This window comes from Enterobacter cloacae complex sp. HYC080_NIDB (assembly GCF_056673325.1).
Genome location: NZ_CP114212.1, coordinates 2607837 through 2632699 on the forward strand (window position 1 = coordinate 2607837; position 24863 = coordinate 2632699).

Annotated in this window: 27 protein-coding genes and 1 other annotated feature; of the genes, 13 read left to right on the top strand and 14 right to left on the bottom strand. The window is 56.8% G+C overall.

All coding sequences use genetic code 11. The features are described 5' to 3' along the window. The first annotated feature begins 180 nt into the window (after positions 1 to 180). From ppsR to O1723_RS12380, 8 genes are all read left to right on the top strand, one after another. On the top strand, positions 181 to 1014 hold the full coding sequence (ppsR, locus tag O1723_RS12345) for a posphoenolpyruvate synthetase regulatory kinase/phosphorylase PpsR (protein WP_014883510.1): 834 nt from the start codon (positions 181 to 183) through the stop codon (positions 1012 to 1014). A gap of 152 nt (positions 1015 to 1166) precedes the next feature. After that, complete coding sequence (gene aroH, locus O1723_RS12350) at positions 1167 to 2213, top strand: 3-deoxy-7-phosphoheptulonate synthase AroH (protein WP_014883509.1); 1047 nt, start codon at positions 1167 to 1169, stop codon at positions 2211 to 2213. 208 nt (positions 2214 to 2421) lie between these two features. Beyond that, positions 2422 to 2610 (top strand): hemin uptake protein HemP, encoded by a 189-nt coding sequence (hemP, locus tag O1723_RS12355; RefSeq protein ID WP_014883508.1) that lies wholly within the window; start codon positions 2422 to 2424, stop codon positions 2608 to 2610. Between the two features lie 72 nt (positions 2611 to 2682). Further along, the gene (locus O1723_RS12360) at positions 2683 to 4665 is read left to right on the top strand and encodes a TonB-dependent hemoglobin/transferrin/lactoferrin family receptor (protein ID WP_248191111.1); all 1983 of its coding nucleotides are present in this window, start codon (positions 2683 to 2685) and stop codon (positions 4663 to 4665) included. Positions 4666 to 4700: 35 nt separating this feature from the next. Then, entirely contained in the window at positions 4701 to 5729 is a 1029-nt protein-coding gene (locus tag O1723_RS12365) for a hemin-degrading factor (RefSeq protein WP_014883506.1), read from the top strand. Next, positions 5726 to 6547, top strand: a complete 822-nt coding sequence (locus O1723_RS12370; RefSeq protein ID WP_014883505.1) for a heme/hemin ABC transporter substrate-binding protein — start codon at positions 5726 to 5728, stop codon at positions 6545 to 6547. The genes O1723_RS12365 and O1723_RS12370 overlap by 4 nt, the downstream gene beginning before the upstream one ends. Beyond that, on the top strand, positions 6547 to 7539 hold the full coding sequence (locus O1723_RS12375; protein WP_023337161.1) for a FecCD family ABC transporter permease: 993 nt from the start codon (positions 6547 to 6549) through the stop codon (positions 7537 to 7539). Before O1723_RS12370 ends, O1723_RS12375 begins: the two co-directional genes overlap by 1 nt. Then, positions 7532 to 8311, top strand: coding sequence for a heme ABC transporter ATP-binding protein (locus O1723_RS12380; protein WP_014883503.1), 780 nt, complete (start codon positions 7532 to 7534; stop codon positions 8309 to 8311). Before O1723_RS12375 ends, O1723_RS12380 begins: the two co-directional genes overlap by 8 nt. Here the strand turns inward: O1723_RS12380 and O1723_RS12385 are convergent. Next, positions 8278 to 9201, bottom strand: a complete 924-nt coding sequence (locus O1723_RS12385; protein ID WP_023337160.1) for a LysR family transcriptional regulator — start codon at positions 9199 to 9201, stop codon at positions 8278 to 8280. The genes O1723_RS12380 and O1723_RS12385 overlap by 34 nt on opposite strands. Positions 9202 to 9341: 140 nt before the next feature. On the opposite strand from O1723_RS12385, the gene O1723_RS12390 reads away from it, so the two are divergent. The 5 genes from O1723_RS12390 to O1723_RS12410 are packed head-to-tail and all read left to right on the top strand — an operon-like array spanning position 9342 to position 14101. After that, positions 9342 to 10049, top strand: coding sequence for a CoA transferase subunit A (locus tag O1723_RS12390; RefSeq protein WP_014883501.1), 708 nt, complete (start codon positions 9342 to 9344; stop codon positions 10047 to 10049). A gap of 2 nt (positions 10050 to 10051) precedes the next feature. Continuing rightward, complete coding sequence (locus O1723_RS12395) at positions 10052 to 10708, top strand: 3-oxoacid CoA-transferase subunit B (protein ID WP_014883500.1); 657 nt, start codon at positions 10052 to 10054, stop codon at positions 10706 to 10708. A 9-nt stretch (positions 10709 to 10717) separates the two neighbouring features. Next, the gene (locus tag O1723_RS12400; protein ID WP_014883499.1) at positions 10718 to 11899 is read left to right on the top strand and encodes an acetyl-CoA C-acetyltransferase; all 1182 of its coding nucleotides are present in this window, start codon (positions 10718 to 10720) and stop codon (positions 11897 to 11899) included. 44 nt (positions 11900 to 11943) lie between these two features. Continuing rightward, positions 11944 to 13335 carry a GntP family permease gene (locus O1723_RS12405; protein ID WP_014883498.1) on the top strand — a complete coding sequence of 464 codons (1392 nt, stop codon included), beginning with the start codon at positions 11944 to 11946 and terminating at the stop codon, positions 13333 to 13335. Positions 13336 to 13345: 10 nt separating this feature from the next. Next, complete coding sequence (locus O1723_RS12410; protein ID WP_248191108.1) at positions 13346 to 14101, top strand: 3-hydroxybutyrate dehydrogenase; 756 nt, start codon at positions 13346 to 13348, stop codon at positions 14099 to 14101. A 44-nt stretch (positions 14102 to 14145) separates the two neighbouring features. Here O1723_RS12410 and selO read toward each other — a convergent pair whose 3' ends face one another. From selO to infC, 13 genes are all read right to left on the bottom strand, one after another. Next, positions 14146 to 15588: a protein adenylyltransferase SelO gene (gene selO / locus O1723_RS12415; protein WP_023338257.1), complete on the bottom strand. Its 1443-nt coding sequence runs from the start codon at positions 15586 to 15588 to the stop codon at positions 14146 to 14148. 67 nt (positions 15589 to 15655) lie between these two features. Beyond that, complete coding sequence (locus O1723_RS12420) at positions 15656 to 16366, bottom strand: EAL domain-containing protein (protein ID WP_014883496.1); 711 nt, start codon at positions 16364 to 16366, stop codon at positions 15656 to 15658. Positions 16367 to 16658: 292 nt separating this feature from the next. Continuing rightward, the gene (locus O1723_RS12425; RefSeq protein ID WP_014883495.1) at positions 16659 to 17123 is read right to left on the bottom strand and encodes a C40 family peptidase; all 465 of its coding nucleotides are present in this window, start codon (positions 17121 to 17123) and stop codon (positions 16659 to 16661) included. A gap of 74 nt (positions 17124 to 17197) precedes the next feature. Continuing rightward, on the bottom strand, positions 17198 to 17953 hold the full coding sequence (btuD, locus tag O1723_RS12430) for a vitamin B12 ABC transporter ATP-binding protein BtuD (RefSeq protein ID WP_014883494.1): 756 nt from the start codon (positions 17951 to 17953) through the stop codon (positions 17198 to 17200). Further along, complete coding sequence (locus O1723_RS12435) at positions 17953 to 18504, bottom strand: glutathione peroxidase (RefSeq protein WP_014883493.1); 552 nt, start codon at positions 18502 to 18504, stop codon at positions 17953 to 17955. The genes btuD and O1723_RS12435 overlap by 1 nt, the downstream gene beginning before the upstream one ends. Positions 18505 to 18537: 33 nt before the next feature. After that, the gene (gene btuC / locus O1723_RS12440) at positions 18538 to 19518 is read right to left on the bottom strand and encodes a vitamin B12 ABC transporter permease BtuC (protein ID WP_014883492.1); all 981 of its coding nucleotides are present in this window, start codon (positions 19516 to 19518) and stop codon (positions 18538 to 18540) included. A gap of 103 nt (positions 19519 to 19621) precedes the next feature. Next, complete coding sequence (ihfA, locus tag O1723_RS12445; RefSeq protein ID WP_003857805.1) at positions 19622 to 19921, bottom strand: integration host factor subunit alpha; 300 nt, start codon at positions 19919 to 19921, stop codon at positions 19622 to 19624. Between the two features lie 4 nt (positions 19922 to 19925). Further along, the gene (gene pheT, locus O1723_RS12450; RefSeq protein WP_014883491.1) at positions 19926 to 22313 is read right to left on the bottom strand and encodes a phenylalanine--tRNA ligase subunit beta; all 2388 of its coding nucleotides are present in this window, start codon (positions 22311 to 22313) and stop codon (positions 19926 to 19928) included. Between the two features lie 15 nt (positions 22314 to 22328). Beyond that, complete coding sequence (gene pheS / locus O1723_RS12455) at positions 22329 to 23312, bottom strand: phenylalanine--tRNA ligase subunit alpha (RefSeq protein ID WP_010426091.1); 984 nt, start codon at positions 23310 to 23312, stop codon at positions 22329 to 22331. A gap of 62 nt (positions 23313 to 23374) precedes the next feature. Continuing rightward, positions 23375 to 23499, bottom strand: a sequence feature (Phe leader region). After that, positions 23450 to 23494 (bottom strand): pheST operon leader peptide PheM, encoded by a 45-nt coding sequence (pheM, locus tag O1723_RS12460; RefSeq protein ID WP_001386830.1) that lies wholly within the window; start codon positions 23492 to 23494, stop codon positions 23450 to 23452. Its footprint overlaps the feature before it by 45 nt. Before the next feature lie 117 nt (positions 23500 to 23616). Then, on the bottom strand, positions 23617 to 23973 hold the full coding sequence (gene rplT / locus O1723_RS12465) for a 50S ribosomal protein L20 (RefSeq protein ID WP_000124850.1): 357 nt from the start codon (positions 23971 to 23973) through the stop codon (positions 23617 to 23619). A 50-nt stretch (positions 23974 to 24023) separates the two neighbouring features. Then, positions 24024 to 24221 carry a 50S ribosomal protein L35 gene (rpmI, locus tag O1723_RS12470; protein ID WP_001124225.1) on the bottom strand — a complete coding sequence of 66 codons (198 nt, stop codon included), beginning with the start codon at positions 24219 to 24221 and terminating at the stop codon, positions 24024 to 24026. A 97-nt stretch (positions 24222 to 24318) separates the two neighbouring features. Beyond that, positions 24319 to 24861 carry a translation initiation factor IF-3 gene (gene infC, locus O1723_RS12475; RefSeq protein ID WP_059287945.1) on the bottom strand — a complete coding sequence of 181 codons (543 nt, stop codon included), beginning with the start codon at positions 24859 to 24861 and terminating at the stop codon, positions 24319 to 24321. Positions 24862 to 24863 lie beyond the last annotated feature (2 nt).

Consider the following 24863-nt stretch of genomic DNA (forward strand, 5'->3'; position numbering starts at 1 on the left):
ATTCCTCTATATTCAGCCGTTAACCACAAAAATAAAGTCGCTATTTGAAAAATGAAATCCACTTTTCAGGAAAATCAAAAACAGTGTTTCATTCATAATTAGGATAAGTTCTTTGCTGTGGAAATTACTTTTTTAATTTATGCTTTCAGACAATTACGTATGATATTCAGGGTGGGTAAAATGGATAATGCTGTCGATCGTCACGTTTTTTATATTTCTGATGGTACGGCGATCACCGCCGAGGTGCTGGGCCACGCGGTCATGTCGCAGTTCCCCGTATCGATTAACAGCATCACGCTGCCGTTCGTGGAAAATGAGAGCCGCGCCAAAGCGGTGAAGGACCAGATCGACGCCATCTACCAGCAGACCGGCGTCCGTCCGCTGGTGTTCTACTCCATCGTTATCCCCGAAATTCGCCACATCATTTTGCAAAGCGAGGGCTTCTGCCAGGATATCGTCCAGGCGCTGGTGGCCCCGCTCCAGAGCGAGCTGAAGCTTGACCCGACGCCTATCGCCCACCGTACCCATGGGCTGAACCCTGGCAACCTGACCAAATACGATGCGCGTATTGCCGCCATCGACTACACCCTGGCGCATGACGATGGTATTTCTCTGCGCAATCTCGACCAGGCACAGGTGATTTTACTTGGCGTGTCGCGTTGCGGTAAAACGCCGACCAGCCTCTATCTGGCGATGCAGTTCGGCATTCGCGCCGCCAACTACCCCTTTATTGCCGACGACATGGATAACCTGGTGCTGCCCGCTGCGCTCAAGCCGCTGCAGCACAAGCTGTTCGGACTAACGATTAACCCGGAGCGTCTGGCCGCGATCCGCGAAGAGCGCCGCGAGAACAGCCGCTACGCCTCCATGCGCCAGTGCCGCATGGAAGTCTCAGAAGTGGAAGCGCTCTACCGCAAAAACCAGATCCCGTGGCTGAACAGCACTAACTATTCGGTAGAAGAGATCGCCACCAAAATTCTCGACATCATGGGACTTAATCGTCGCATGTACTAATATGCTAGTACATTAACTCAGATTCGGGTATCATCCTCTGCAACAACGGGGCGGTATCGCCCCGAACTTGAAATCAGCAGGGATTGGTTTAATGTGATGCCCATCACTTCCCGGTAGTCTGCCGATGAAGCAAAAATTTTCTGAGACAAATCATGAATAAAACCGACGAACTCCGCACGGCGCGCATTGACAGCCTGGTCACACCGGCTGAACTGGCTCAGCGGCATCCCGTTTCCGCCGCGGTTGCGGAACATGTTACGGCCTCCCGCCGACGTATTGAAAAAATCCTGAATGGTGAAGACAAGCGTCTTCTGGTCGTGATTGGCCCTTGCTCTATCCATGATCTGGATGCAGCACTGGATTATGCCAAACGCCTTCAGGGACTGCGGGATAAGTATCAGCATCGCCTTGAAATTGTGATGCGCACCTACTTTGAAAAACCGCGTACCGTGGTGGGCTGGAAAGGGCTGATTTCCGATCCCGATCTCAACGGCAGCTATCGTGTGAATCACGGTATCGAACTGGCACGCAAGCTGCTGCTCCAGGTCAACGAGCTGGGCGTCCCAACGGCGACTGAATTTCTCGATATGGTGACCGGGCAATTTATTGCCGATTTGATCAGCTGGGGCGCGATCGGCGCACGCACCACTGAAAGCCAGATCCACCGCGAGATGGCCTCCGCCCTCTCCTGTCCGGTCGGCTTTAAAAACGGGACCGATGGCAACACCCGTATCGCTGTTGACGCGATCCGCGCCTCGCGTGCCAGCCACATGTTCCTGTCGCCGGATAAAAGTGGTCATATGACTATCTACCAGACCAGCGGTAACCCTTACGGGCACATCATTATGCGTGGCGGGAAGAAACCCAATTACCATGCCGACGATATCGCCGCCGCCTGCGAAACACTGGCCGAATTCGATCTGCCGGAACATCTGGTGGTGGACTTTAGCCACGGTAACTGCCAGAAGCAGCACCGCCGCCAGCTGGACGTTTGCGATGAAATTTGCCAGCAGATCCGCAGCGGTTCAACCGCCATCGCGGGTATTATGGCCGAAAGCTTTATCAAGGAAGGCACGCAGAAAATCGTTGCCGGACAGCAGATGGTGTACGGCCAGTCAATCACCGATCCGTGCCTGAGCTGGGAAGACAGCGAACTGCTGCTGGAAAAGCTGGCGTCTGCGATAGATACGCGCTTCTGACCCCCGCCGGGTGGCGCTGCGCTTACCCGGCCTACGGTTCGTGCCCTTCTCCCTCTCCCTGTGGGAGAGGGTCGGGGTGAGGGCATCAGACCGCACCTTCCCCCAAAATTTGATCCCGTCACATTATTTTCACAAAAACGCTTGCCGTGAAATTGCAGTTTATTGATAATGATTATCATTGTTACATTGATTGTTATTTATAAACATTATGTCACCTACGGATAACCGCGCGGCAACGCCAGCTAACAAACACACAGCGCCCGCCCCTGCCTCCACCGATCGTCGCATCGACAGCAAAAGCCTGCTGGGTGATGAGGGCCGGGTGATTATCGAGCATGACGGCCAGCACTACCTGCTGCGCCAGACGAATGCCGGAAAATTGATCCTCACAAAATAAACCAAAACATTCGCAAGCCACCCAGGTGATCCCCAGGCAGCCAGCGCTTTCGATTCTTTATGGAGAGTTGCTATGCCACACCTGCATACCGCATGTTTACGCCCGTCACTTCTGGCGCTGGCGATTGTCAGTACCCTGCCGGGCGTCGCGTTTGCTGCCGCAGATGAAATAACCGTCACCGCGACCGGCAACGCCCGTAGCGCCTTCGAAGCCCCAATGATGGTGAGCGTGATTGACGCCGCTGCCCCGGAAAAACAGACCGCCAGCTCTGCCGCCGACCTGCTGCGTAACGTGCCAGGCCTGACGCTGGACGGCACCGGCCGCACCAACGGTCAGGACGTTAATCTGCGCGGTTATGACCGACGCGGCGTGCTGGTGCTGGTTGACGGCGTGCGTCAGGGTACCGACACCGGACACCTCAACAGCACGTTCCTCGACCCGGCGCTGATCAAACGTATCGAAGTTGTGCGCGGTCCGTCGGCGCTGCTCTACGGCAGCGGTGCGCTGGGTGGCGTGATTTCCTATGACACCGTTGACGCCAGAGATCTCCTGGAACCGGGCAAAAACAGCGGTTACCGCGTGTTTGGTACCGGTGCGACGGGCGATCATAGCCTCGGGATGGGGGCCAGCGCCTATGGCCGCACCGATACGCTTGACGGTCTGGTGTCATGGTCCAGCCGTGACCGCGGCGATATCCGCCAGAGCGACGGCAAGCGTGCACCAAACGACGAATCCATTAATAACATGCTGGCGAAAGGCAGCTGGAAAATCGACCCGGCTCAGACGTTAAGCGGCTCCCTGCGCTACTACAACAACGCCGCGCAGGAGCCGAAAAACCCGCAAACCCCCGATGCCACCAGCAGCAACCCCATCACCGACCGCTCCACCATCCAGCGTGATGCACAGCTGGGTTACCGTCTGGCGCCGGAAGGGAACGATTGGCTGAACGCCGATGCAAAAGTTTACTGGTCAGAGGCGCGCATAAATGCCCAGAACATCGACAGCACCGGTGAGTTCCGCAAGCAGACCACCAAAGGCGGCAAAGTAGAAAACCGTACCCGCCTGTTTGGCGACACCTTTGCCTCTCACCTTTTGACCTACGGCGGGGAATATTATCGTCAGGAACAACGTCCGGGTGGCACCACCACCGGCTTCCCGGAGGCGAAAATCGACTTTAGCTCCGGCTGGCTGCAGGATGAAATCACCCTGCGCGATCTGCCCGTTACCCTGCTGGGCGGCACGCGCTATGACAACTATCGGGGTAGCAGCGAGGGCTACGACGACGTGGATGCCGACAAGTGGTCCTCCCGCGCCGGGTTAACCGTCAGCCCTACCGACTGGCTGATGCTGTTTGGCTCTTACGCTCAGGCCTTTCGCGCCCCGACCATGGGCGAGATGTATAACGACGCCAAACACTTCTCCATCGGCAGTTTCTACACTAACTACTGGGTGCCAAACCCGAACCTGCGCCCGGAAACCAACGAAACGCAGGAGTTTGGTTTTGGCCTGCGCTTTGACGACCTGATGCTCGCCAACGATGGGCTGGAGTTCAAGGCCAGCTATTTCGATACCAAAGCCAAAGATTACATCTCCACCACCGTCAATTTTGCCGCGGCGACCACCATGTCGTACAACGTTCCGAACGCCAAAATCTGGGGCTGGGACGTGATGGCAAAATACTCGGCTGACCTGTTTAACCTCGATCTGGCCTATAACCGCACGCGCGGAAAAGATACCGATACCGGCGACTACATCTCCAGCATCAACCCGGACACCGTCACCAGCAGGCTGGATATTCCGGTGGCGCAAAGCGGCTTCTCCGTGGGCTGGATCGGCACCTTTGTCGATCGTTCAACCCATGTCAGCAGCAGTTACAGCAAACAGCCGGGCTATGCGGTCAACGACATCTACATCAACTATAAGAGCCAGGAGCAGCTCAAGGGCATCACCACCACGCTGGTGCTGGGTAACGCCTTCGACAAGGAGTACTGGTCTCCTCAGGGTATTCCGCAGGACGGTCGTAACGGCAAGATTTTTGTGAGTTATCAGTGGTAATTCCCCGCGGGGCAACTATTCAGAAGGAAAAGACAATGGATCACTACACGCGCTGGCTGGCGCTAAAAGAAGAAAACCCGGGTAAGTATGCGCGCGATATTGCAGGGTTAATGAACCTCAGTGAAGCAGAACTGACCTTTGCGCGCGTGGGCCATGATGCCTGCCGACTGCGCGGTGAAATTCGCGAGATCTTAGGCGCGCTTGAAGCCGTAGGGGAAACAAAATGCATCTGCCGCAACGACTATGCCGTTCACGAGCAGGCAGGCAGCTTCACCCAGCAGCACCTGAACGGCCACGCCGGGCTGGTGCTGAACCCGCGCGGACTGGATCTGCGCCTGTTCCTCAACCAGTGGGCAAGCGCGTTTCACCTCAGCGAAACCACCGCACGCGGCGAGCGGCAGAGCATTCAGTTTTTCGATCATCAGGGTGATGCCGTACTGAAAGTTTACACCACGGACAACACCGACCTCGCCGCCTGGGCTGACGTGTTGACCCGCTTTATCTTTGCCGATAACCCGCCGCTTGAGCTGAAGGCTGCCGAGACCCCGCTGCATGCCGAAAATGCAGATGCCGCCCTCGTGGACAAAGCGTGGCGTGCGATGACTGACGTGCACCAGTTCTTCGGCCTGCTGAAACGCCACAACCTCAGCCGCCAGCAGGCATTTCGCCTGGTGGGCGACGACCTCGCCTGCCAGGTTGAAAACAACGCGCTGGCACTGCTGCTCGAAACCGCGCGCCAGCACGGCAACGAAATCATGATCTTCGTGGGTAACCGCGGCTGCGTGCAGATCTTCACCGGCGCGGTGGAAAAAGTCGTGCCGATGAAAGGCTGGCTGAACATCTTTAACCCCACCTTTACCCTGCATCTGCTGGAGGAGACGATTGCGGAGAGCTGGGTCACGCGCAAACCAACTGCAGACGGTCACGTCACCAGCCTGGAACTGTTTGCCGCAGACGGCACGCAAATTGCCCAACTCTATGGTCAGCGTACGGAAGGCGAGCCGGAGCAGAGCCAGTGGCGTAGCCAGATTGATGCCCTGACGCCAAAAGGGCTGGCCGCATGAAGACGTGGTTTGCCCTGCTGAGTGCCCTGCCGCTGGTGGCGTTTGCCGCCGCGCAGGAGAAAATTGTCACCCTTGGCGGCGACGTCACGGAGATTGTCTATGCGCTTGGCGCGGACTCTTCGCTGGTCGCTCGCGACAGTACCAGCCAGTGGCCGCAGGCAGCGAACGCGCTCCCCGATGTGGGCTATTTGCGCCAGCTTAACGCCGAAGGGATTTTGTCCATGCGTCCCACGCTGGTGCTGGCCAGCGACCAGGCGCAGCCGTCTCTGGCGCTAAAGCAGGTTGAACGCAGTCACGTCAGGGTGATTACCGTTCCTGGCCGCAACGATCTGAGCGTCATTGACGAAAAGATCCGCATTATTGCCGAGGCCACGCACCGTGAAGCGCAGGGAGAGAGCCTGCGCCGCTCGCTACGTCAGGCGGTGGCGGCTCTGCCCGCAGAACCGCTCAACAAGCGGGTGCTGTTTATCCTCAACCACGGGGGAATGACCGCCATGGCCGCCGGACAGCAAACCGGCGCCGATGCCGCCATCCGTGCCGCCGGGTTACAGAACGCGATGCAGGGTTTCACGCGGTATCAGCCGCTGTCGCAGGAAGGGATTATTGCCAGCCAGCCCGACATGGTGGTGATTTCGCAGGACGGCGTGAACGCGCTGGGTGGCGAGGCGAATCTGTGGAAGCTGCCCGGACTGGCGCAAACCCCGGCGGGACGGCACAAACAGCTGCTGGCGATTGATGACATGGCGCTGCTGGGTTTCAGCGTGCGCACGCCGGAAGCCATCCGGCAGTTGCGTGCTAAAGCGGAGCAACTGCCCTGATGTCCCGGCGGATCGCACTGTCGCTGTGGATGCTGGCCGCAATTCTGAGCATCATGACCCTTACGGCAACAGGCTTTGGGGCATTGCCTCTGCCGGTAAGCCTGCTGTGGAACGGCAGCGATGAGGCGATGCGTCAGATCTGGCTGACCATTCGCCTGCCCCGCGTGCTGCTGGCGCTGGTGATTGGCGGCGCGCTGGCGCTGGCCGGGTGCGTGATGCAGGGACTGTTCCGCAACCCGCTGGCAGACCCGGGTTTGCTTGGGATCAGCAGCGGCGCGGCGCTGGCGGTCGCGCTGTGGGTGGTTATTCCTGTCACGTTGCCGGCCCTGATGATGCTTTACGCCCCGATGGTTGCGGCATTCCTCGGCGCGCTGGCTGCAACCGTTGTGATCTTCCTGCTCAGCCAGCAGCGTCACGGTTCCCTGTCCCGTTTACTGCTGGTGGGGATCGCCATCAACGCCCTGTGCGGCGCGGCCGTCGGTCTCCTTTCCTGGCTTAGCAACGATGCGCAGCTTCGCCAGCTTTCGCTCTGGGGAATGGGCAGCCTCGGGCAGGCGCAGTGGTCCACCCTGCTTGCGGTGACCTCGCTGATGGTGCCTGCGGTTCTGATTATCTGGCGGCTGGCTGGTCCACTCAATTTGCTGCAGCTGGGTGATGAAGAGGCGCACTATCTCGGGGTGGATGTTGCCCGGGTACAGCGGATCCTGCTGCTGTGCAGCGCCCTGCTGGTCGCTGCGGCGGTGGCCATCAGCGGCGTGATTGGCTTTGTTGGCCTTGTGGCCCCACACCTGATACGTATGTGGCTGGGGGCCGACCACCGGGCCGCGATCCCCGGCTCGGTGCTGGCCGGAGCGTTACTGCTGCTGGCTGCCGATACGCTGGCGCGCACTCTGGTCACCCCGGCGGAAATGCCCGTCGGGTTGTTGACCAGCCTTCTCGGTGCGCCGTGGTTCCTGTGGCTTATCTTTCGTCGTGGAGGTGCGCATGGCTGAACGCTATTGTGCGGAAAACCTGGTCTTTCACGCCGGGCAACGGACGCTGATCGACGATGTATCACTGACCTTATCTCAGGGTGAGCTGGTCGCGTTGATTGGCCCTAACGGTGCCGGGAAATCGACATTATTACGGCTGCTGACCGGCTATCTCACACCCGCAAGCGGGCGGTGCAGTCTGGCAGGCACGCCGCTTGCGGACTGGCCAACGGAGACCCTCGCCCGCTACCGGGCAGTGATGCGTCAAAATACGCAGCCCGGATTCGACTGGCCGGTGGAAGCCGTGGTCGGTATGGGGCGCGCCCCCTGGACGCGCTCCCCTGAGGCGTCAGTGGTTGAGGAGGTCATGGCGATCACAGGCTGCTTACCCCTGGCGGGCAGACGCTATTGGGCACTCTCCGGAGGCGAGCAGCAACGGATCCAGCTCGCTCGGGCGCTGGCCCAACTCTGGTGCGACGGCGCCCCACGCGGCTGGCTGTTTCTTGATGAACCGACCTCCGCACTGGATCTCTTCCACCAGCAACATCTGCTGCGCCTGATGAAAACCCTGACCCGTCGGGGGCATCTCCACGTCTGCGTGGTTCTGCACGATCTTAATCTGGCGGCACTGTGGGCGGATCGTATCCTGCTGCTGCATAACGGGAGGCTGGTCTCCAGGGGGACACCTGAGGACGTTTTGCAGGCCGGGACGCTGGCGCGCTGGTATGGCGCGCAGGTGCTGGTCGGCAACCATCCGGCTCATGCCGTGCCGCAGGTGTTCCTCGCTCCCTGAGCGGGGTGATAAAAGTCCTTCAGCGTTTCCAGCAGGGCATGCGCCGCTTTAGAGAGCTGCGTGTGCCCGGGATGGATCACCCCGATGCACTTTTCAATGGGCGGGTTATCCAGCGGAATACAGACCGCACCCAGGGAAGCCATCTGCGCCTCGCAGAGCGCCGGCACGGCGCTGCCACCCAGCCCGCTGGCGACCATGCGCCCTACCGTCACCAGTTGATGACTCTCCAGCGCCACGTCCAGCTTTCTGCCGCTCCGCGCCAGCTCCTCCTCCATCATCAGACGTACCGCCGAAGGGCGCTGCAGGGTGATGAAATCCAGCGTCAGCAACTCCTCCCATGCCAGGCGTTTTTTTCCCGCAAGCGCGGAATCTTTCGGCACAATGGCGACAAACCTGTCCAGCCCCAGCGGCGTAAACAGCAGGGTATGCGTGGGTGCCGGCTCAAAAGCTATTCCCATCTCAACCCGCCCTTCCCGCACCATCTCAATCACCTGCTCGTTGATGACATCATGCACGGTGACGTTAACCCCGGCATGGCGATCGCGAAACGCTTTCAGCACTTCCGGTAAAACGTTGGCGGCAAACGACGGCATCGCCGCGACCGAGATTTTGCCGCGCTGGAGCGTAAAGCACTGGCGCATTGCCTCTTCCACGTTATCCCAGTCGGCCAGCAGCTGCCGCGCCATCGGCAGAAATGTTTCTCCCTCCTGCGTGAGGGCAACCTTGCGCGTGCTCCGCTGCAACAGCTGCCCACCGAGCGCATCTTCCAGGCTTTTAATCGTCAGGCTCAGCGCTGGCTGGGAAAGATTTAAGCGTTCGCTGGCGTGCGCGAAATTGAGAGTGTGAGCTACCGCTAAAAACGCGCGTAACTGTTTGACACTCATTCTCATTTTTCATCCTGTTAACTAATTGAAAAAATTTAGTTAACAGGAAATTAATAAGAAATCCAAATGAGTGGGTCACAAATTCAAAATTAACAAATGAGTCGCCACCCCTAATGATACCGGCACGGTTAACGGGAGGGATGACTATGGCAGGACTGGATAAGCGCGTCAGCAGCTATGCGCAGGCGCTGGATGGGCTGACGGACGGCATGACCTTGCTGGCGGGCGGCTTCGGGCTGTGCGGTATTCCTGAGAACCTGATTGCAGAGGTTCGACGCCGTCAGGTGAAAGATCTGACGGTCGTGTCGAACAACTGCGGCGTGGATGGTTTCGGTCTGGGGATACTGCTCGAAACGCGCCAGGTTCGCAAAGTGGTGGCGTCTTACGTCGGCGAGAACGCGCTGTTTGAGCAGCAGGTACTGAGCGGGGAACTGGCAATCGAACTTACTCCGCAGGGGACGCTGGCAGAAAAGGTCCGCGCGGGCGGGGCCGGTATTCCGGCGTTTTATACGGCTACCGGTTATGGCACCCCCGTGGCAGCGGGCAAAGATGTGCGCCAGTTTGGCGGTAAAAATTACATTCTTGAAGAGGCCATTACCGGTGATTTCGCGCTGGTTAAGGGCTGGAAAGCGGACTGGTACGGCAACGTTATCTATCGCCATACCGCGCAAAATTTTAATCCACTGATGGCAACGGCGGGCCGAATCACGGTTGTGGAGGTGGAAGAGATTGTTCCGCCGGGTGAACTGCCTCCGTCGGCTATTCATACGCCGGGAATTTACGTCGACAGGCTGATTGTCGGCCAGTTTGAAAAACGCATTGAACAGCGCACGCTGCGCGCGCAAGGAGTCTGACGATGTTAACCCGAGAACAGATGGCGATGCGCGTCGCCCGCGAACTGCGCGACGGGTATTACGTCAACCTGGGGATCGGCATCCCTACGCTGGTGGCGAATTATATTCCCCCGGAAATGGACGTGATGCTGCAGTCGGAAAACGGTCTGCTCGGAATGGGGGCTTTTCCCGATGAGCAGAGCCTTGATGCCGACATGATCAACGCCGGTAAACAGACGGTCACTGCGCGGACCGGCGCGGCCATTTTCGACTCGGCCCAGTCGTTTGCCATGATCCGCGGCGGTCATGTGGATCTGACCGTGCTGGGCGCATTTGAAGTCGATGTCGAGGGCAACATTGCCTCGTGGATGATCCCCGGAAAGATGGTGAAAGGGATGGGTGGCGCGATGGATCTCGTTGCCGGGGCGCAGAACATCATTGTGGTGATGACCCACGCGGCAAAAAACGGTGACTCCAAACTGCTGCCGCGCTGCACGCTGCCGCTCACCGGTGTGGGCTGCATCCGTCGGGTCCTGACCGATCTCGCGTTGCTGGAGATAGCGGACGGCGCGTTCATCCTGCGGGAGTACGCCCCGGGTGTCGGTATCGACGAGATTGTCCGTAAAACGGCCGGAAAAATCATTGTGGCGGACGACGTTCGCGAGATGCGCTTCAACTGAGGACTCAACATGAAAAAGGTCATGATTGTCGGGGCAACGCGAACCCCCATTGGCAGTTTTCGCGGATCGCTCTCGCCCCTTTCAGCCATTGAGCTGGGTGCCGTCACGGTACAGCGTCTGCTGGAGAGCAGCGGTCTTCACCCAGAGCAAATAGACGAACTGGTTTTCGGTCAGGTGCTGACGGCCGGGTGCGGGCAAAACCCCGCCCGCCAGACGGCCATCACTGCCGGATTACCCGTCAGCACCCCGGCGACAACGGTCAATCTGGTGTGCGGCGCGGGGTTGAAAGCGGTACAGCTCGCCGCCCAGGCAATCCGCTGCGGTGACGCAGACGTGGTTATCGCTGGCGGCCAGGAGAGCATGAGTAACGCCCCGTATCTGCTGGATGGCGCACGTTCAGGGCTGCGTTTTGGGCATACGGGCCTGCAGGACAGCATGATCACCGACGGCCTGTGGGACGCCTTCAACGATTACCACATGGGCATCACTGCGGAAAACGTCGCCCGTGAGTACGGCATTTCCCGCGAGCAACAGGATGCCTTCGCCTTCCGGTCACAGCAAAAGGCAGCGTCCGCCATTGAGACTGGTCGGTTTGACGCCGAGATAGTGCCAGTGACGGTGAAACAGGGCAAACGTGCGCCACAGATTGTCCGCCATGATGAACAGCCACGCCCGGAAACCACCGCCGGGCAGCTTGCACAGCTTCGCCCCGCATTTTTGCATGACGAGGGCACGGTCACGGCCGGGAACGCCTCCACCCTTAACGATGGGGCCGCCGCGGTACTGCTGATGAGCGAGGAAAAGGCGCGGGAAAGCGGGTTACCTGTCCTTGGCCACATTGTGAGTTACGCCGTGACGGGCGTTGATCCGTCGGTGATGGGCATCGGCCCGGTCAGCGCCTGCCGGACGGCGCTGGCGCGGGCGGGCTGGACGCTCGACGACGTCGATCTCATTGAAGCCAACGAAGCCTTTGCCGCACAGGCACTGGCGGTGGGCAAAGAGCTTGGCTGGGATGAACAGAACGTCAACGTTAACGGTGGCGCCATCGCCCTGGGCCATCCGATTGGCGCATCCGGCTGTCGCATCCTGGTGACCCTGCTCCATGAAATGCAGCGCCGGGGGGTAACAAAGGGACTTGCCACCCTGTGCGTTGGCGGCGGACAAGGCATTGCCCTGACCGTTGAGCGTTAAACCTCTCGTTGGTACCCGAATAATAATTAAAGTGAGGAGTCGTAATGAGTGTGTTAATAGCCCTGGCGGCGCTGGGATTACTGATGCTGGCGGCCTACCGCGGATACAGCGTGATTTTGTTTGCGCCGATTGCGGCGCTTGGTGCCGTGCTGCTGACCGATCCGGGTGCCGTCGGCCCGACGTTTACTGGCCTGTTTATGGAAAAGATGGTCGGCTTCGTTAAACTCTATTTCCCGGTGTTCCTGCTGGGGGCGGTGTTTGGCAAGCTGATTGAGCTTTCCGGTTTTTCACGATCCATCGTTGCCGCCGCGATCCAGATCCTCGGTCGTCGGCACGCTATCCCCGTGATAGTCCTGGTGTGTGCGCTGTTAACCTACGGCGGCGTGTCGCTGTTCGTGGTGGCATTTGCGGTGTACCCGTTTGCCGCCGAACTGTTCCGCCAGAGCGGCATTCCTAAACGGTTAATCCCCGCTACCGTGGCGCTGGGGGCGTTCTCGTTTACCATGGACGCCCTGCCCGGCACGCCGCAAATCCAGAACATTATTCCCACCAGCTTCTTTGGCACTAACGCCTGGGCGGCCCCGTGGCTGGGTCTTATCGGCTCTCTGTTTATTATCTTCTTTGGCCTGCTCTGGCTGGAGCGGCAGCGGCGTAAGGCGATCAATAACAATGAAGGTTATGGCACGGACCTGAAAAACGAACCTGAAACGCCGGACAATATTCATCTCCCGCATCCGCTGATTGCTCTCTCCCCGCTGCTGGTCGTGGGCATACTGAACCTGCTGTTTACCCGCTGGATCCCCGGCTGGTACGGTACGAGTCATGAGCTTACCCTGCCAGGACTGGCGAAACCGATTGTGACCGAGGTGAGCAAGATCACCGCCATCTGGGCCGTGGAGGCGGCGCTGATCTCCGGTATTGTGCTGGTGTTGATTTTTGGTTTTCGCAATATCCGGGGACGTCTGGCAGAAGGCAGCCGAACGGCGGTGAGCGGCGCCATCCTCGCGGCGATGAATACCGCGTCCGAATACGGTTTCGGCGCGGTTATCGCCGCCCTGCCCGGTTTTCTGGTGTTATCTAAAGCGCTGTCGGCCATCCCGAACCCGTTGCTGAACGAAGCCATCAGCGTGACCGTTCTCGCCGGGATCACCGGCTCAGCGTCCGGCGGAATGAGTATTGCCCTTGCGGCCATGGCGGACACCTTTGTTGCTGCCGCCCACGCGGCCAATATCCCGCTTGAGGTGTTGCACCGCGTGGCATCAATGGCAAGCGGCGGGATGGATACGCTTCCCCATAACGGGGCGGTGATTACCTTGCTGGCCATCACCGGCCTGAGCCATCGTCAGGCCTACGGCGGCATTTTCGCTATCACTATCATTAAAAGCCTGGCAGTGCTTTTTGTCATTGCCGTGTTCTATCTGACCGGCATTGTGTAAGGAGAGAAAAATGAATCTGAACGGTAAAATCGCCCTGGTGACCGGCTCGACAAGCGGCATTGGCTTGGGGATCGCTCGCGTGCTGGCGAAATCAGGGGCGCAGTTGATTCTCAACGGTTTCGGTGACAGCGGATCAGCGCGAGAAGAAATTGCACAACTGGGCAAAAAGCCGGGCTACCACGATGCCGACCTGCGTGACGTGTTGCAGATTGAAGCCATGATGCGCTACGCCGAATCGCAGTTTGGCGGCGTGGATATTCTTGTTAACAATGCCGGGATACAGCATGTGGCTCCGGTGGATAAATGGAACGACATTATCGCCATTAACCTTTCTGCGGTGTTTCACACCAGCCGGCTGGCGTTGCCCGCCATGCGTGAACAAAACTGGGGACGCATCATTAATATCGCCTCCGTTCACGGGCTGGTTGCGTCGAAAGAGAAGTCCGCCTACGTTGCCGGCAAGCATGGCGTGGTGGGCTTCACCAAATCCCTGGCGCTGGAAACCGCACGCACCGGCGTGACCGCCAATGCCCTCTGCCCGGGGTGGGTACTGACCCCGCTGGTACAACAGCAAATTGATAAGCGCATCGCGGATGGCGTCCCGCCGGAACTGGCGCGAGACCAGCTTCTCGGGGAAAAGCAGCCTTCAGGTGAATTTGTCACCCCGGAGCAGTTGGGCGAACTGGCGCTGTTTTTATGCAGCGACAGCGCCGTTAACGTTCGCGGCGCCGCGTGGAATATGGATGGCGGCTGGGTGGCACAGTGAGTTTCTGACCGGGTAAGGCGAAGCCGCTACCCGGCCAGAAATGTTTAACTTGAGCAACTCACTTCCAGCCGTTTGCCCCAGTCTGGCGGGCGGCTGATATAGTCATCATCCCGGTCGGCAAACGGCGTGCGCAACGCCAGGTGCAGACGGTGCAACTCGTCATACTCTCCCTGCTCTGCCTGTTCAATCGCCCGCTGCGCCAGCCAGTTGCGCAACACCATCGCGGGATTCGTCGCGTTCATCTGCGTCTGACGGGCGGCGTCATCGACCTGTTCCTGCTGCAAGCGGGAGCGGTAACGTGCAAACCAGTCGTCAAAGGCCTGCCTGTCAATAAACTCGTCGCGCAGCGGCGAGGCAGCACTGTGCTGCTCCGTCTGGCCCAGCATCCGGAAAGTGCGGGTATAATCACTCCCCTCACGCGCCATCAGTGCAAACAGATCGTTCAGGATCTCGTTATCCCCTTTCTCCTGGGTCATCAGCCCCAGCTTGTTGCGCATCAGCGTGCCATATTCTCGCAGCAAAACGTCCTGATAGCTGTCGAGTGCATCATTCAGGGCATCGACATCCATAAACGGCGACAATGTTTGCGCAAACCGCTGCAGGTTCCATAGCCCAACCGCTGGCTGGTTGTCAAAACTGTAACGTCCCTGATAGTCAGAGTGGTTGCAGATATACCCCGGCTGATAATCATCCAGAAAACCAAACGGCCCATAATCAAAGGTCAGCCCGAGGAGCGACATATTGTCAGTGTTCATTACCCCATGGGCAAAGCCCACCGTTTGCCAGCGAGCAATCATCCTGGCGGTACGGGCGACCACGTCCCGGAACCAGAGAACGTATTTATCAGCCTCATCCTGCAAATGCGCCCAATGGCGGCGAATAGCGTAGTCCGCGAGCTGACGAACCTTGTCCGTCTCACGACGATAGTAAAAGTGCTCAAAATGGCCAAAGCGCAGATGGCTTTGTGCGATACGCATCAGCATCGCCCCTTTTTCTACCGTTTCGCGCATAACCGGCGTGTCGCTGGTGACAATCGACAGCGCGCGCGTGGTGGGGATCCCCAGAGCATGCATGGCTTCAGATGCCAGGCATTCACGTATTGTTGAACGTAATACTGCGCGGCCATCGCCCATCCGAGAATAAGGGGTAAGACCTGCACCTTTCAGATGCCAGTCAACCGTCTCTCCGTTGGAAAGCTGTTGTTCGCCCAGCAGGATCCCCCTGCCGTCGCCCAGCTGTCCCGCCCAGACGCCAAACTGGTGTCCGCTATAGACCTGGGCAAGGGGTTGCATACCGGGAAGAAGCGTTTCGCCTCCCCAGACGCCCGCGCCCCCGGAAGGCTTAAACATCTCAGGCGGAACGGCCAGTTCATCGGCCAGCCGGTCGTTGTGCCAGATAAGACGTGAATTGTGTAACGGTGTGGGTTTGAGTGCGGTGTAAAAGCCAGGCAACTCGTCATGCCAGTGAGCAGTAAAAGACAGGGTCATAAGTCCTCCTGCTTTTAGTGTAGAGGGTTTGCCCGAACTTAAACACGGGCGAAAGACAGGGTTATCGCTACTGAACCAGCGTCGTGACGTGCTCCGCCGGGACAGCGGGCCACAGCGTGCCCTGCATGGCGCCAAAATTGAAGGACAAGACGCGTTGCAGCAGACCGTGGTCGTCAATACCTGAGACGATCACCGACTGGCAGTGCGGCGTTATTTGCCAGAGGATAGCGCGCATAAAAGGTTCGAAAGAGAGCTCTGAAGCCCGCTGCTGGATGAAACCTTTATCGAGAATGACCCGTTTAAATAATCCATCATAGACAGCTTTGAGCGATGCCGCGCCTGCACCAAAGTTTGCGAGGACCAGCGGGAAATGGATCGCCATTCTCGCCAGTTGCAGATCATCCTTTCCGTTATTTAAACCTGGATAATTCTCATTAACAGTAAACTCAAGAAAAGGATACCGCTCAAGAATTGAAACAGCATTCCCATTACTTAATAAAAATTCAACAATAGCCGGTGTAATATTGATCCATGCAATTAACTGATGCTGAATAAAAAACAGTTTACAGGTATCAAGCAATTGCAGTTTTTCGTTAAACAGCGCTAACTCTTCTGCCGCTGAAAGCCGGGGGATAACGAGCTCAGTGGGGATCCTCACATCGGTGCCGACGCCAGTAAAGTTAACCAGAACCTCTAAACCTTTAAGCTCGCCAGCACTATTACGTGCTGGCAAAAGCATCAGTTCAGACTGGTATGCATTATCTAGCGTAATCATCATTGCACTCGCCCCGCATTAAAGATGAGAGAGGACATCCTGGAGCAATTGCCGACACAATTCCACTGTCTTGATTTTAATAAGTTTAATTTCATTAGTTCCGTATTAATTTTCAGATTTATCCCTGAATCTAAAATAATCTTATCCTGGTTACAGAGTAATAGCCAGTTTTAGATAAAACAGACACATAAGGATGACGCTAATTTTAGGTAAATTTAACTTTAATCAGCTTATTCAAGAAAAACCGGCATGATTTAATAGTTACCCTGCCGGCAGTGAGACGTGTTCGGGCAGATTAAATACGTCGTGCCTGCCAGAAATTTTTACGCCAGTAAACATTATCCAGAGAAGAGCGCATCACCCCACGGCTTGTTGAGGCATGAATAAACTGGTTGTCCGTGTCATAAATGCCGACATGCAGGCCACTTTCTCCCGAACCGGTTTTGAAAAAGACCAGGTCTCCCGGCAGCAGGTCGTCTTTATCAATTTCAGTCCCAATTTCAGCCTGCTTGCGCGTTTCGCGCGGAAGCTGTAAATCAAACTTGTCACGAAACGTCATCAGCACAAAACCAGAGCAGTCCACCCCGCCGCGACTCATACCGCCGTAGCGATAAGGCGTCCCGCGCCAGTTGCTCAGCTGGTCGTTCAGACTGGCAATGACGGTGATAGAATCTGAAAGCCGCGGATTAGGCGGCGGTGCACGATGGCTGCTGCATCCCGCAAGAAAGAGTGCCGCCACCAGGATAAACCAGAATCGCATTTTCAGACGAATCCTCTGCTTTTATTGTTCTTCCGGTAATTTAGCGCGCAATTGTGTTAACAGGCAAGAAACGGTTACTCCTGCCCCGTAGAAATCAGCATCTTATGTCCCTCGATATCCAGCCTGCGGAACGACATGTTATAGGCACGTGCCAGATGTGGCGGCGTAAGAACCTGGTCCCGCGCGCCGCTGGCAATCATCCTGCCGCGCGACAGTAGCCACACCCGATGGGCATGGCGCAACGTATGGTTAAGGTCGTGGCTGCTCATCACCACGGCAATACCTTTCCGGCTCAACGCGCTTAACAGCGAATCCAGCGCCGCCTGCTGGGCGACATCCAGACCACTCATGGGTTCGTCCAGGAGCAACATCCGCCCGTGAGGGTTGCCTGCGGGGTGGATCTGCAGAATGACCGCCGCCAGACGCACTCGCTGCCATTCACCGCCGGAAAGCTGGCTGGCATGGCGGGGCAGTTTATCTTCCAGTCCTAACGCCGCCGCCACCTCCGTAAGCAGTGCCGTATCCTGTTTGTCGTGCAAATGCAGCATCAGATAATGCCAGACCGGCATCGCAAACGGCGGTACCTGCTGCTGCACCAGATAGCTGCGCCGGTGGGCCAGCGAGCCGGGAGACCAGTCGGCAAGAGGATGTTCCAGCAGTGTGATCTGCCCGGGCCCGGTGGTCAGCCCTGCCATCCGCGCCAGCAGCGTGCTTTTTCCCGCGCCGTTTGGCCCAACCAGATGCAGGATTTCCCCCGCATTGATAGCGCCGGTCATCGGCTCCAGACGCCCCTTCTCGGCGACGTCCGTGAGCTGCATCAGCAGTGACATTATTTTGCCAGCGCCAGCTTGATCGATTCCATGACAATCGGATCCTCAGGCGTCATATCCGGCGAGAAGCGCTGAACGACCTGGCCGTCGCGACCGATCAGGAATTTTTCGAAGTTCCACAGAATATCGTCCGGATAGAGCGGCGCGCGGCCTTTGCTGGCCATACGCTCGTAAAAACCACTGCCCTCAGGCGCAACGGCCTTCGGCGCGGCAGCAATCAGCTTCGCGTACAGCGGATGGCGATCTTCGCCGTTAACATCAATTTTGCTGAACATCGGGAACGTTACGCCATAGGTGGTGCTGCAGAAGGTTTTGATCTCTTCTTCGCTGCCCGGCTCCTGGCCCAGGAACTGGTTGCACGGGAAGCCCAGCACGGTGAAACCGTCTTTCTCCCAGGCTTTCTGAATGTTCTCCAGCTGTTCGTACTGTGGCGTCAGGCCGCATTTGGACGCCACGTTGACGATAAGCAACACGTTGCCTTTGTAGCTTTCCAGCGTGGTTTTCTCGCCATCAATGGTCGTCACTTCGGTATTCAGGATATCAGTCTGCATAGCATTCCCTCAGGTTGTCTTACGGGTCGTTTTTTAACGTCCGGATTTTAATAGTAGCCAGATAAAGACTGGCGCGCCCAGCGTGGCGGTTACCACACCAATCGGTAACTCCGCGGCTGTCAGGGCAAGACGAGCGATGATATCAGCCACCAGCAGCGTGACGGCTCCGGCCACGGCCGAAGCCGGAAGCAAGGTTCGATGGTCCGTGAAGCCACACAGACGCAGCATATGCGGGATAACCAGCCCGATAAAACCAATCGCTCCCGCCAGCGCCACGCTCACGCCCACCAGCCAACCGATGGCAATGACCAGCACGTTACGCCAGAACGCCATCGGCATGCCGAGCTGACGGGCTGAGATTTCCCCCAGCGCGAGCATGTTCAGCGGCTGCGCCTGCAGGGCTGCCCATACAATCCCAGGCACCAGAAGCGCCATCAGCCAGCCCTGATGCCAGTCAACGCCACCAAAGCCTCCCATCATCCAGTACATCAGCTGACGCAAGTCAAAGGAGGTCGAGAAGTAAACCGCCCAGGTCATTAGCGCGCTGCAGATGATCCCCAGCGCAACCCCGGCAAGCAGCAGGCGGCTGGTCGACAAGTGCCGTCTGGCAAAGCGAAGCAGGATGATGGTGATCAGTAATGCACCGAAAATGGCGCTGAGGCTAATACTCCATCCGGAGAGTTCTCCTCCGCCCAGCATTACCGCCGCAATCAGCCCGACGCCTGCACCGTTCGACACCCCGAGCAGCCCGGGTTCCGCCAGCGGGTTTTCAAACAGCGCCTGCATAACGGTACCTGACAGCGCCAGTGCAGCACCGACCAGCATCACCGCCACGGTGCGCGGCAGACGAATTTGCCAGACGAAGAGTTGCCCGTCAGGCCCCAGCCAGCGTTCGGGCCCAATCCAGCTGTCGCCCGCGCAGAGGCTGATACCCGCGGCGACAATCAGCAACAGCGCCAGCAATAGCAGGCGACGTCGGTCGGAACGGTGTTGGCGATGAGCATAATCAAGCATGAGCGTGGTTTTATTAGCGTGTGATGTCTTTGATTTTACGGTCGGTTTGCCAGAGAGCGCAAAGAAAAAAGGCCGCGTAGGCGGCCTTTTTGGTTAGTTCATATTACTCTGCTTTGGGCGTTGCGTTTTCGACACGGCTTTTTAACTTCTGGCCGGGTCTGAAGGTCACCACGCGGCGGGCTGTAATGGGAATATCTTCCCCCGTCTTCGGGTTACGGCCCGGACGTTGGTTTTTGTCTCGCAAATCAAAATTGCCAAAACCGGAGAGTTTTACCTGCTCACCATTTTCCAGAGCACGACGGATCTCTTCGAAAAACAGCTCTACCAGCTCTTTGGCATCCCGTTTGCTAAGCCCAAGCTTATCAAACAGATATTCTGACATTTCAGCTTTTGTAAGCGCCATAGGTTCAATCCCTCAATGATGCCTGGAATCGCTCTTTTAATGCCTCTACACATTTGGCGACGGTAGCGGCAATCTCCTCTTCTTCGAGTGTACGGCTGGTATCCTGAAGGATAAGGCTGATAGCGAGGCTCTTGAAACCTTCTGCTACGCCCTTGCCGCGGTACACGTCAAATAAGTTTACGCCAACTACCTGATTTACGCCAACTTTCTTACATTCGGCCAAAATATCTGCTGCGGGAACGTTTTCCGCGACCACAACCGCGATATCACGGCGGTTTGCCGGGAAGCGGGAGACGTCCTGCGCCTGAGGAATGACGCGGTCTGCAACCGGGCTCCACTCCAGCTCAAACACGATGGTACGGCCGTTCAGGTCCAGCTTACGCTCCAGCTCAGGATGAACAACACCAATGAAACCAATGCGTTTGCCGTCTAAATAGATCGCCGCACTCTGGCCCGGATGCAGGGCTGGAATCGCTTCTGCACGGAATTCAATTTCAGATAATTTACCGGTCAGATCCAGAATGGCTTCCAGATCGCCTTTCATATCGTAGAAATCAACCGTACCTTTTGCCAGGTCCCAGTGCTCTTCATAACGGTTGCCACTGATAGCACCAGCCAGCATGAGATCCTGACGGATGCCTAAATTTGCCTGATTATCCGGTACAAAGCGCAAACCGCTTTCGAAAATTCGCACGCGGTTTTGCTGGCGATTCTGGTTGTAAACAATAGTGCCCAGCAGCCCGGTCCACAGGGACAGACGCATTGCGGACATTTCGCTGGAGATTGGGCTTGGCAGGATCAACGCCTCCTCGCCCGGGTGGATCAGTTGCTGCAGCTTAGGATCAACAAAGCTGTAGGTGATCACTTCCTGGTAGCCTTTGTCGTTAAGCATGGTTTTCACACGCTTCAGGGACAGGTCGGCTTCACGATGGGTACCCATCACCAGACCGGCCTGAACGGGCTCGTCCGGGATATTGTTGTAGCCATATACGCGGGCCACTTCTTCCACCAGATCTTCTTCGATTTCCATGTCAAAACGCCAGGATGGCGCAACGGCTTTCCACTCGTCCTGACCTTCGGTCACTTCACAGCCCAGACGCGTCAGAATGTCGGTCACCTGGGCATCGGCAACATGATGACCAATCAGGCGATCGAGCTTGCTGCGGCGCAGGGTAATGGTTGCGCGTTTCGGCAGCGTCGCTTCGTGAGTGACATCGATAACCGGACCGGCTTCACCGCCGCAGATGTCGATCAGAAGGCGAGTCGCTCGCTCCATCGCTTTGTACTGCAGCGCAGGGTCAACGCCACGCTCGTAGCGGTGAGACGCATCGGTGTGCAGGCCATGACGGCGTGCGCGACCGGTGATAGAGAGCGGGCTGAAGAAGGCGCATTCCAGCAGGACGTTTTGCGTTTCGTCATTTACCCCAGAGTGTTCGCCACCGAAGATACCGCCCATCGCCAGCGCTTTGCTGTGGTCAGCAATCACCAGCGTATCCGCGTTCAGCTTCGCTTCGGTGCCATCAAGCAGAACCAGGGTTTCGCCCTCTTTTGCCATACGGACAACAATACCGCCTTCGATACGATCTTTATCGAACGCATGCATTGGCTGACCCAGTTCCAGCAGAACGTAGTTGGTGACGTCAACCACCGCGTCGATAGAGCGAATGCCGCAGCGGCGCAGCTTCTCTTTCATCCACAGTGGTGTTGGCGCTTTCACGTTGATGCCTTTTACCACGCGGCCGAGGTATCGTGGGCAAGCATCCGCGGCGTCAACCTGAATAGGCAGTACGTCACTGATGGTCGCTTCTACCGGTACGATCTCCGGGGCGTTCAGTTCGGTCTGGTTCAGCACGGCCACGTCGCGCGCCACGCCGATGATACCTAAGCAATCAGCGCGGTTTGGCGTAACGCTGATCTCGATGGTGTTGTCATCAAGCTTCAGGTATTCGCGGATATCGGTGCCAATTGGCGCATCCAGCGGAAGCTCAATGATGCCGTTGTGATCGTCGGAAATACCCAGCTCGGAGAAGGAGCACAGCATGCCTTCAGACGGCTCACCGCGCAGTTTAGCCGCTTTAATTTTGAAATCACCCGGCAATACCGCACCCACGGTTGCCACGGCGACTTTCAGGCCCTGACGGCAGTTTGGCGCACCGCAAACGATGTCCAGCAGGCGGTCGCCGCCGACATTCACTTTTGTCACGCGCAGTTTGTCGGCGTTCGGATGCTGGCCGCACTCGACCACTTCACCGACCACGACGCCGGTGAAGGCACCGGAAACCGGCTCAACGCCGTCAACTTCCAGGCCCGCCATGGTGATCTGGTCAGACAGCGCGTCGCTGTCCAGCGTGGTATTGACCCATTCGCGTAACCACAGTTCACTGAATTTCATTGTTCTGTCCTGCCCTTATTTAAACTGTTTGAGGAAACGCAGATCGTTTTCGAAGAATGCACGTAAATCGGTCACACCGTAACGCAGCATGGTCAGACGCTCCATGCCCATACCGAAGGCAAAGCCGGAGTACACTTCCGGATCGATACCGACGTTGCGCAGTACATTTGGATGCACCATGCCGCAACCCAGCACTTCCAGCCATTTGCCGTTTTTGCCCATCACGTCAACTTCCGCAGACGGTTCAGTGAACGGGAAGTAGGATGGACGGAAACGAACCTGCAGGTCTTCCTCAAAGAAGTTGTTCAGGAAATCGTGCAGCGTGCCCTTCAGGTTGGTGAAGCTGATGTTTTTATCAACAATCAGACCTTCCATCTGGTGGAACATTGGGGTATGGGTCTGATCGTAATCGTTACGATAAACGCGACCCGGCGCGATGATGCGGATTGGCGGTTCCTGATCCTTCATGGTACGGATCTGTACGCCAGAGGTCTGGGTACGCAGCAGACGCGTGGCGTCAAACCAGAAAGTGTCGTGGTCAGCGCGTGCCGGATGATGGCCAGGAATATTCAGGGCATCGAAGTTGTGATAATCATCTTCAATTTCCGGGCCAGTCGCCACGGTAAAGCCGAGCTCACCGAAGAAACTTTCAATGCGATCGATGGTACGGGTAACCGGATGCAGCCCCCCGTTTTCGATACGGCGACCCGGCAGAGAAACGTCGATCGTCTCTGCGGCCAGTCGCGCATTCAGCACCGCGCTTTCCAGCTCGGCTTTACGTGCGTTCAGTGCCTGCTGCACCTGCTCTTTAGCTTCGTTAATCACCGCACCCGCTGCCGGGCGTTCTTCTGGCGGCAGTTCACGCAGGGTTGTCATTTGAAGGGTCAGGTGCCCTTTCTTCCCAAGATATTCGACGCGGACATTGTCTAACGCGGCAACATCTGAGGCCTGATTAATGGCGGCTGTTGCACTGGCAACCAGCTCTGCGAGATGTGACATGATTTTCCTCATTATGTCGGTGCAGACACCGATTTGGTGGAGTTATTCTCTCAAATTCAGATACAAAAAAAGCCTCCATCGGGAGGCTTATCTGGCGCTGTTTTTCGTTTCATCTTTCACGCGCTAGCCTCCTGGAGTCAGGTGCTAAAGTAAAAGAAGAAGCGGAAAATAGCAGCATTCATGCTTGCGTTACCTTGTTGGGTAAAAACCGTTGAGAACTTATTGAAAAGCCTGCACGGATAAATGTCAATCTTCTGATGGTGTTAAATGAAAAGAGGAGGCAAAGCCCCCTCTCTCAACTGGCTTATGCCAGTGCTGCTTTCGCTTTTTCGACCAGAGCGGTGAACGCTACTTTGTCGAATACTGCGATGTCAGCCAGGATCTTACGGTCGATTTCAACAGAGGCTTTTTTCAGGCCATTGATGAATTTGCTGTAAGAAATACCGTTCTGACGTGCTGCTGCGTTGATACGCGCAATCCACAGTTGACGGAACTGACGCTTACGCTGACGACGGTCACGGTAAGCGTACTGACCTGCTTTGATAACAGCCTGGAAGGCAACGCGGTATACGCGTGAACGCGCACCGTAGTAGCCTTTAGCTTGTTTCAAAATTTTCTTGTGACGTGCACGTGCAATTACACCACGTTTTACGCGAGCCATGTGTGCTCTCCTGTATCTATTCTAAGTTAAAAAAGTTAAACGTTAACGACTTATGCGTACGGCAGGCACGCGATTACCAGGCCCAGATCGCCTTTAGAAACCATGGCTTTTGGACGCAGGTGACGTTTACGCTTGGTAGCTTTCTTAGTCAGAATGTGACGCAGGTTAGCGTGCTTGTGCTTAAAACCACCTTTACCGGTTTTTTTGAAGCGCTTAGCAGCACCGCGTACGGTCTTAATTTTTGGCATTTTAATAACTTCCACTTCGCATTGTTAAATAAACGAAACATAGGCGAACAAAACCTATGAAACCCGAAGGCTCCACAGATTTTGCTGCTTGAAGGCCTTACTGTTTCTTCTTAGGAGCGAGCACCATGATCATCTGGCGGCCTTCGATCTTCGTAGGGAAGGATTCGACTACTGCCAGTTCACTCAGATCTTCACGGACGCGGTTAAGCACTTCCATACCGATCTGTTGGTGGGCCATTTCACGACCGCGGAAACGCAGTGTGATCTTGGCCTTATCGCCATCTTCCAGAAAGCGAATCAGGCTGCGGAGTTTTACCTGATAATCGCCATCGTCGGTACCAGGACGGAATTTGATTTCCTTAACCTGGATAACTTTTTGCTTCTTCTTCTGTTCCTTAGAAGACTTACTCTTTTCATAAAGGAACTTGCCGTAGTCCATGATACGACAAACTGGCGGTTCGGCGTTAGGGCTGATTTCAACTAAATCTACTCCAGCTTCTTCAGCCTTTTCGATTGCTTCTCTCAGACTCACAATCCCCAGCTGCTCGCCTTCCAGACCTGTTAAGCGAACTTCCTGGGCGCGAATCTCGCCATTGATACGATTCGGACGTGCCGTTTGAACTCGTTTTCCGCCTTTAATAC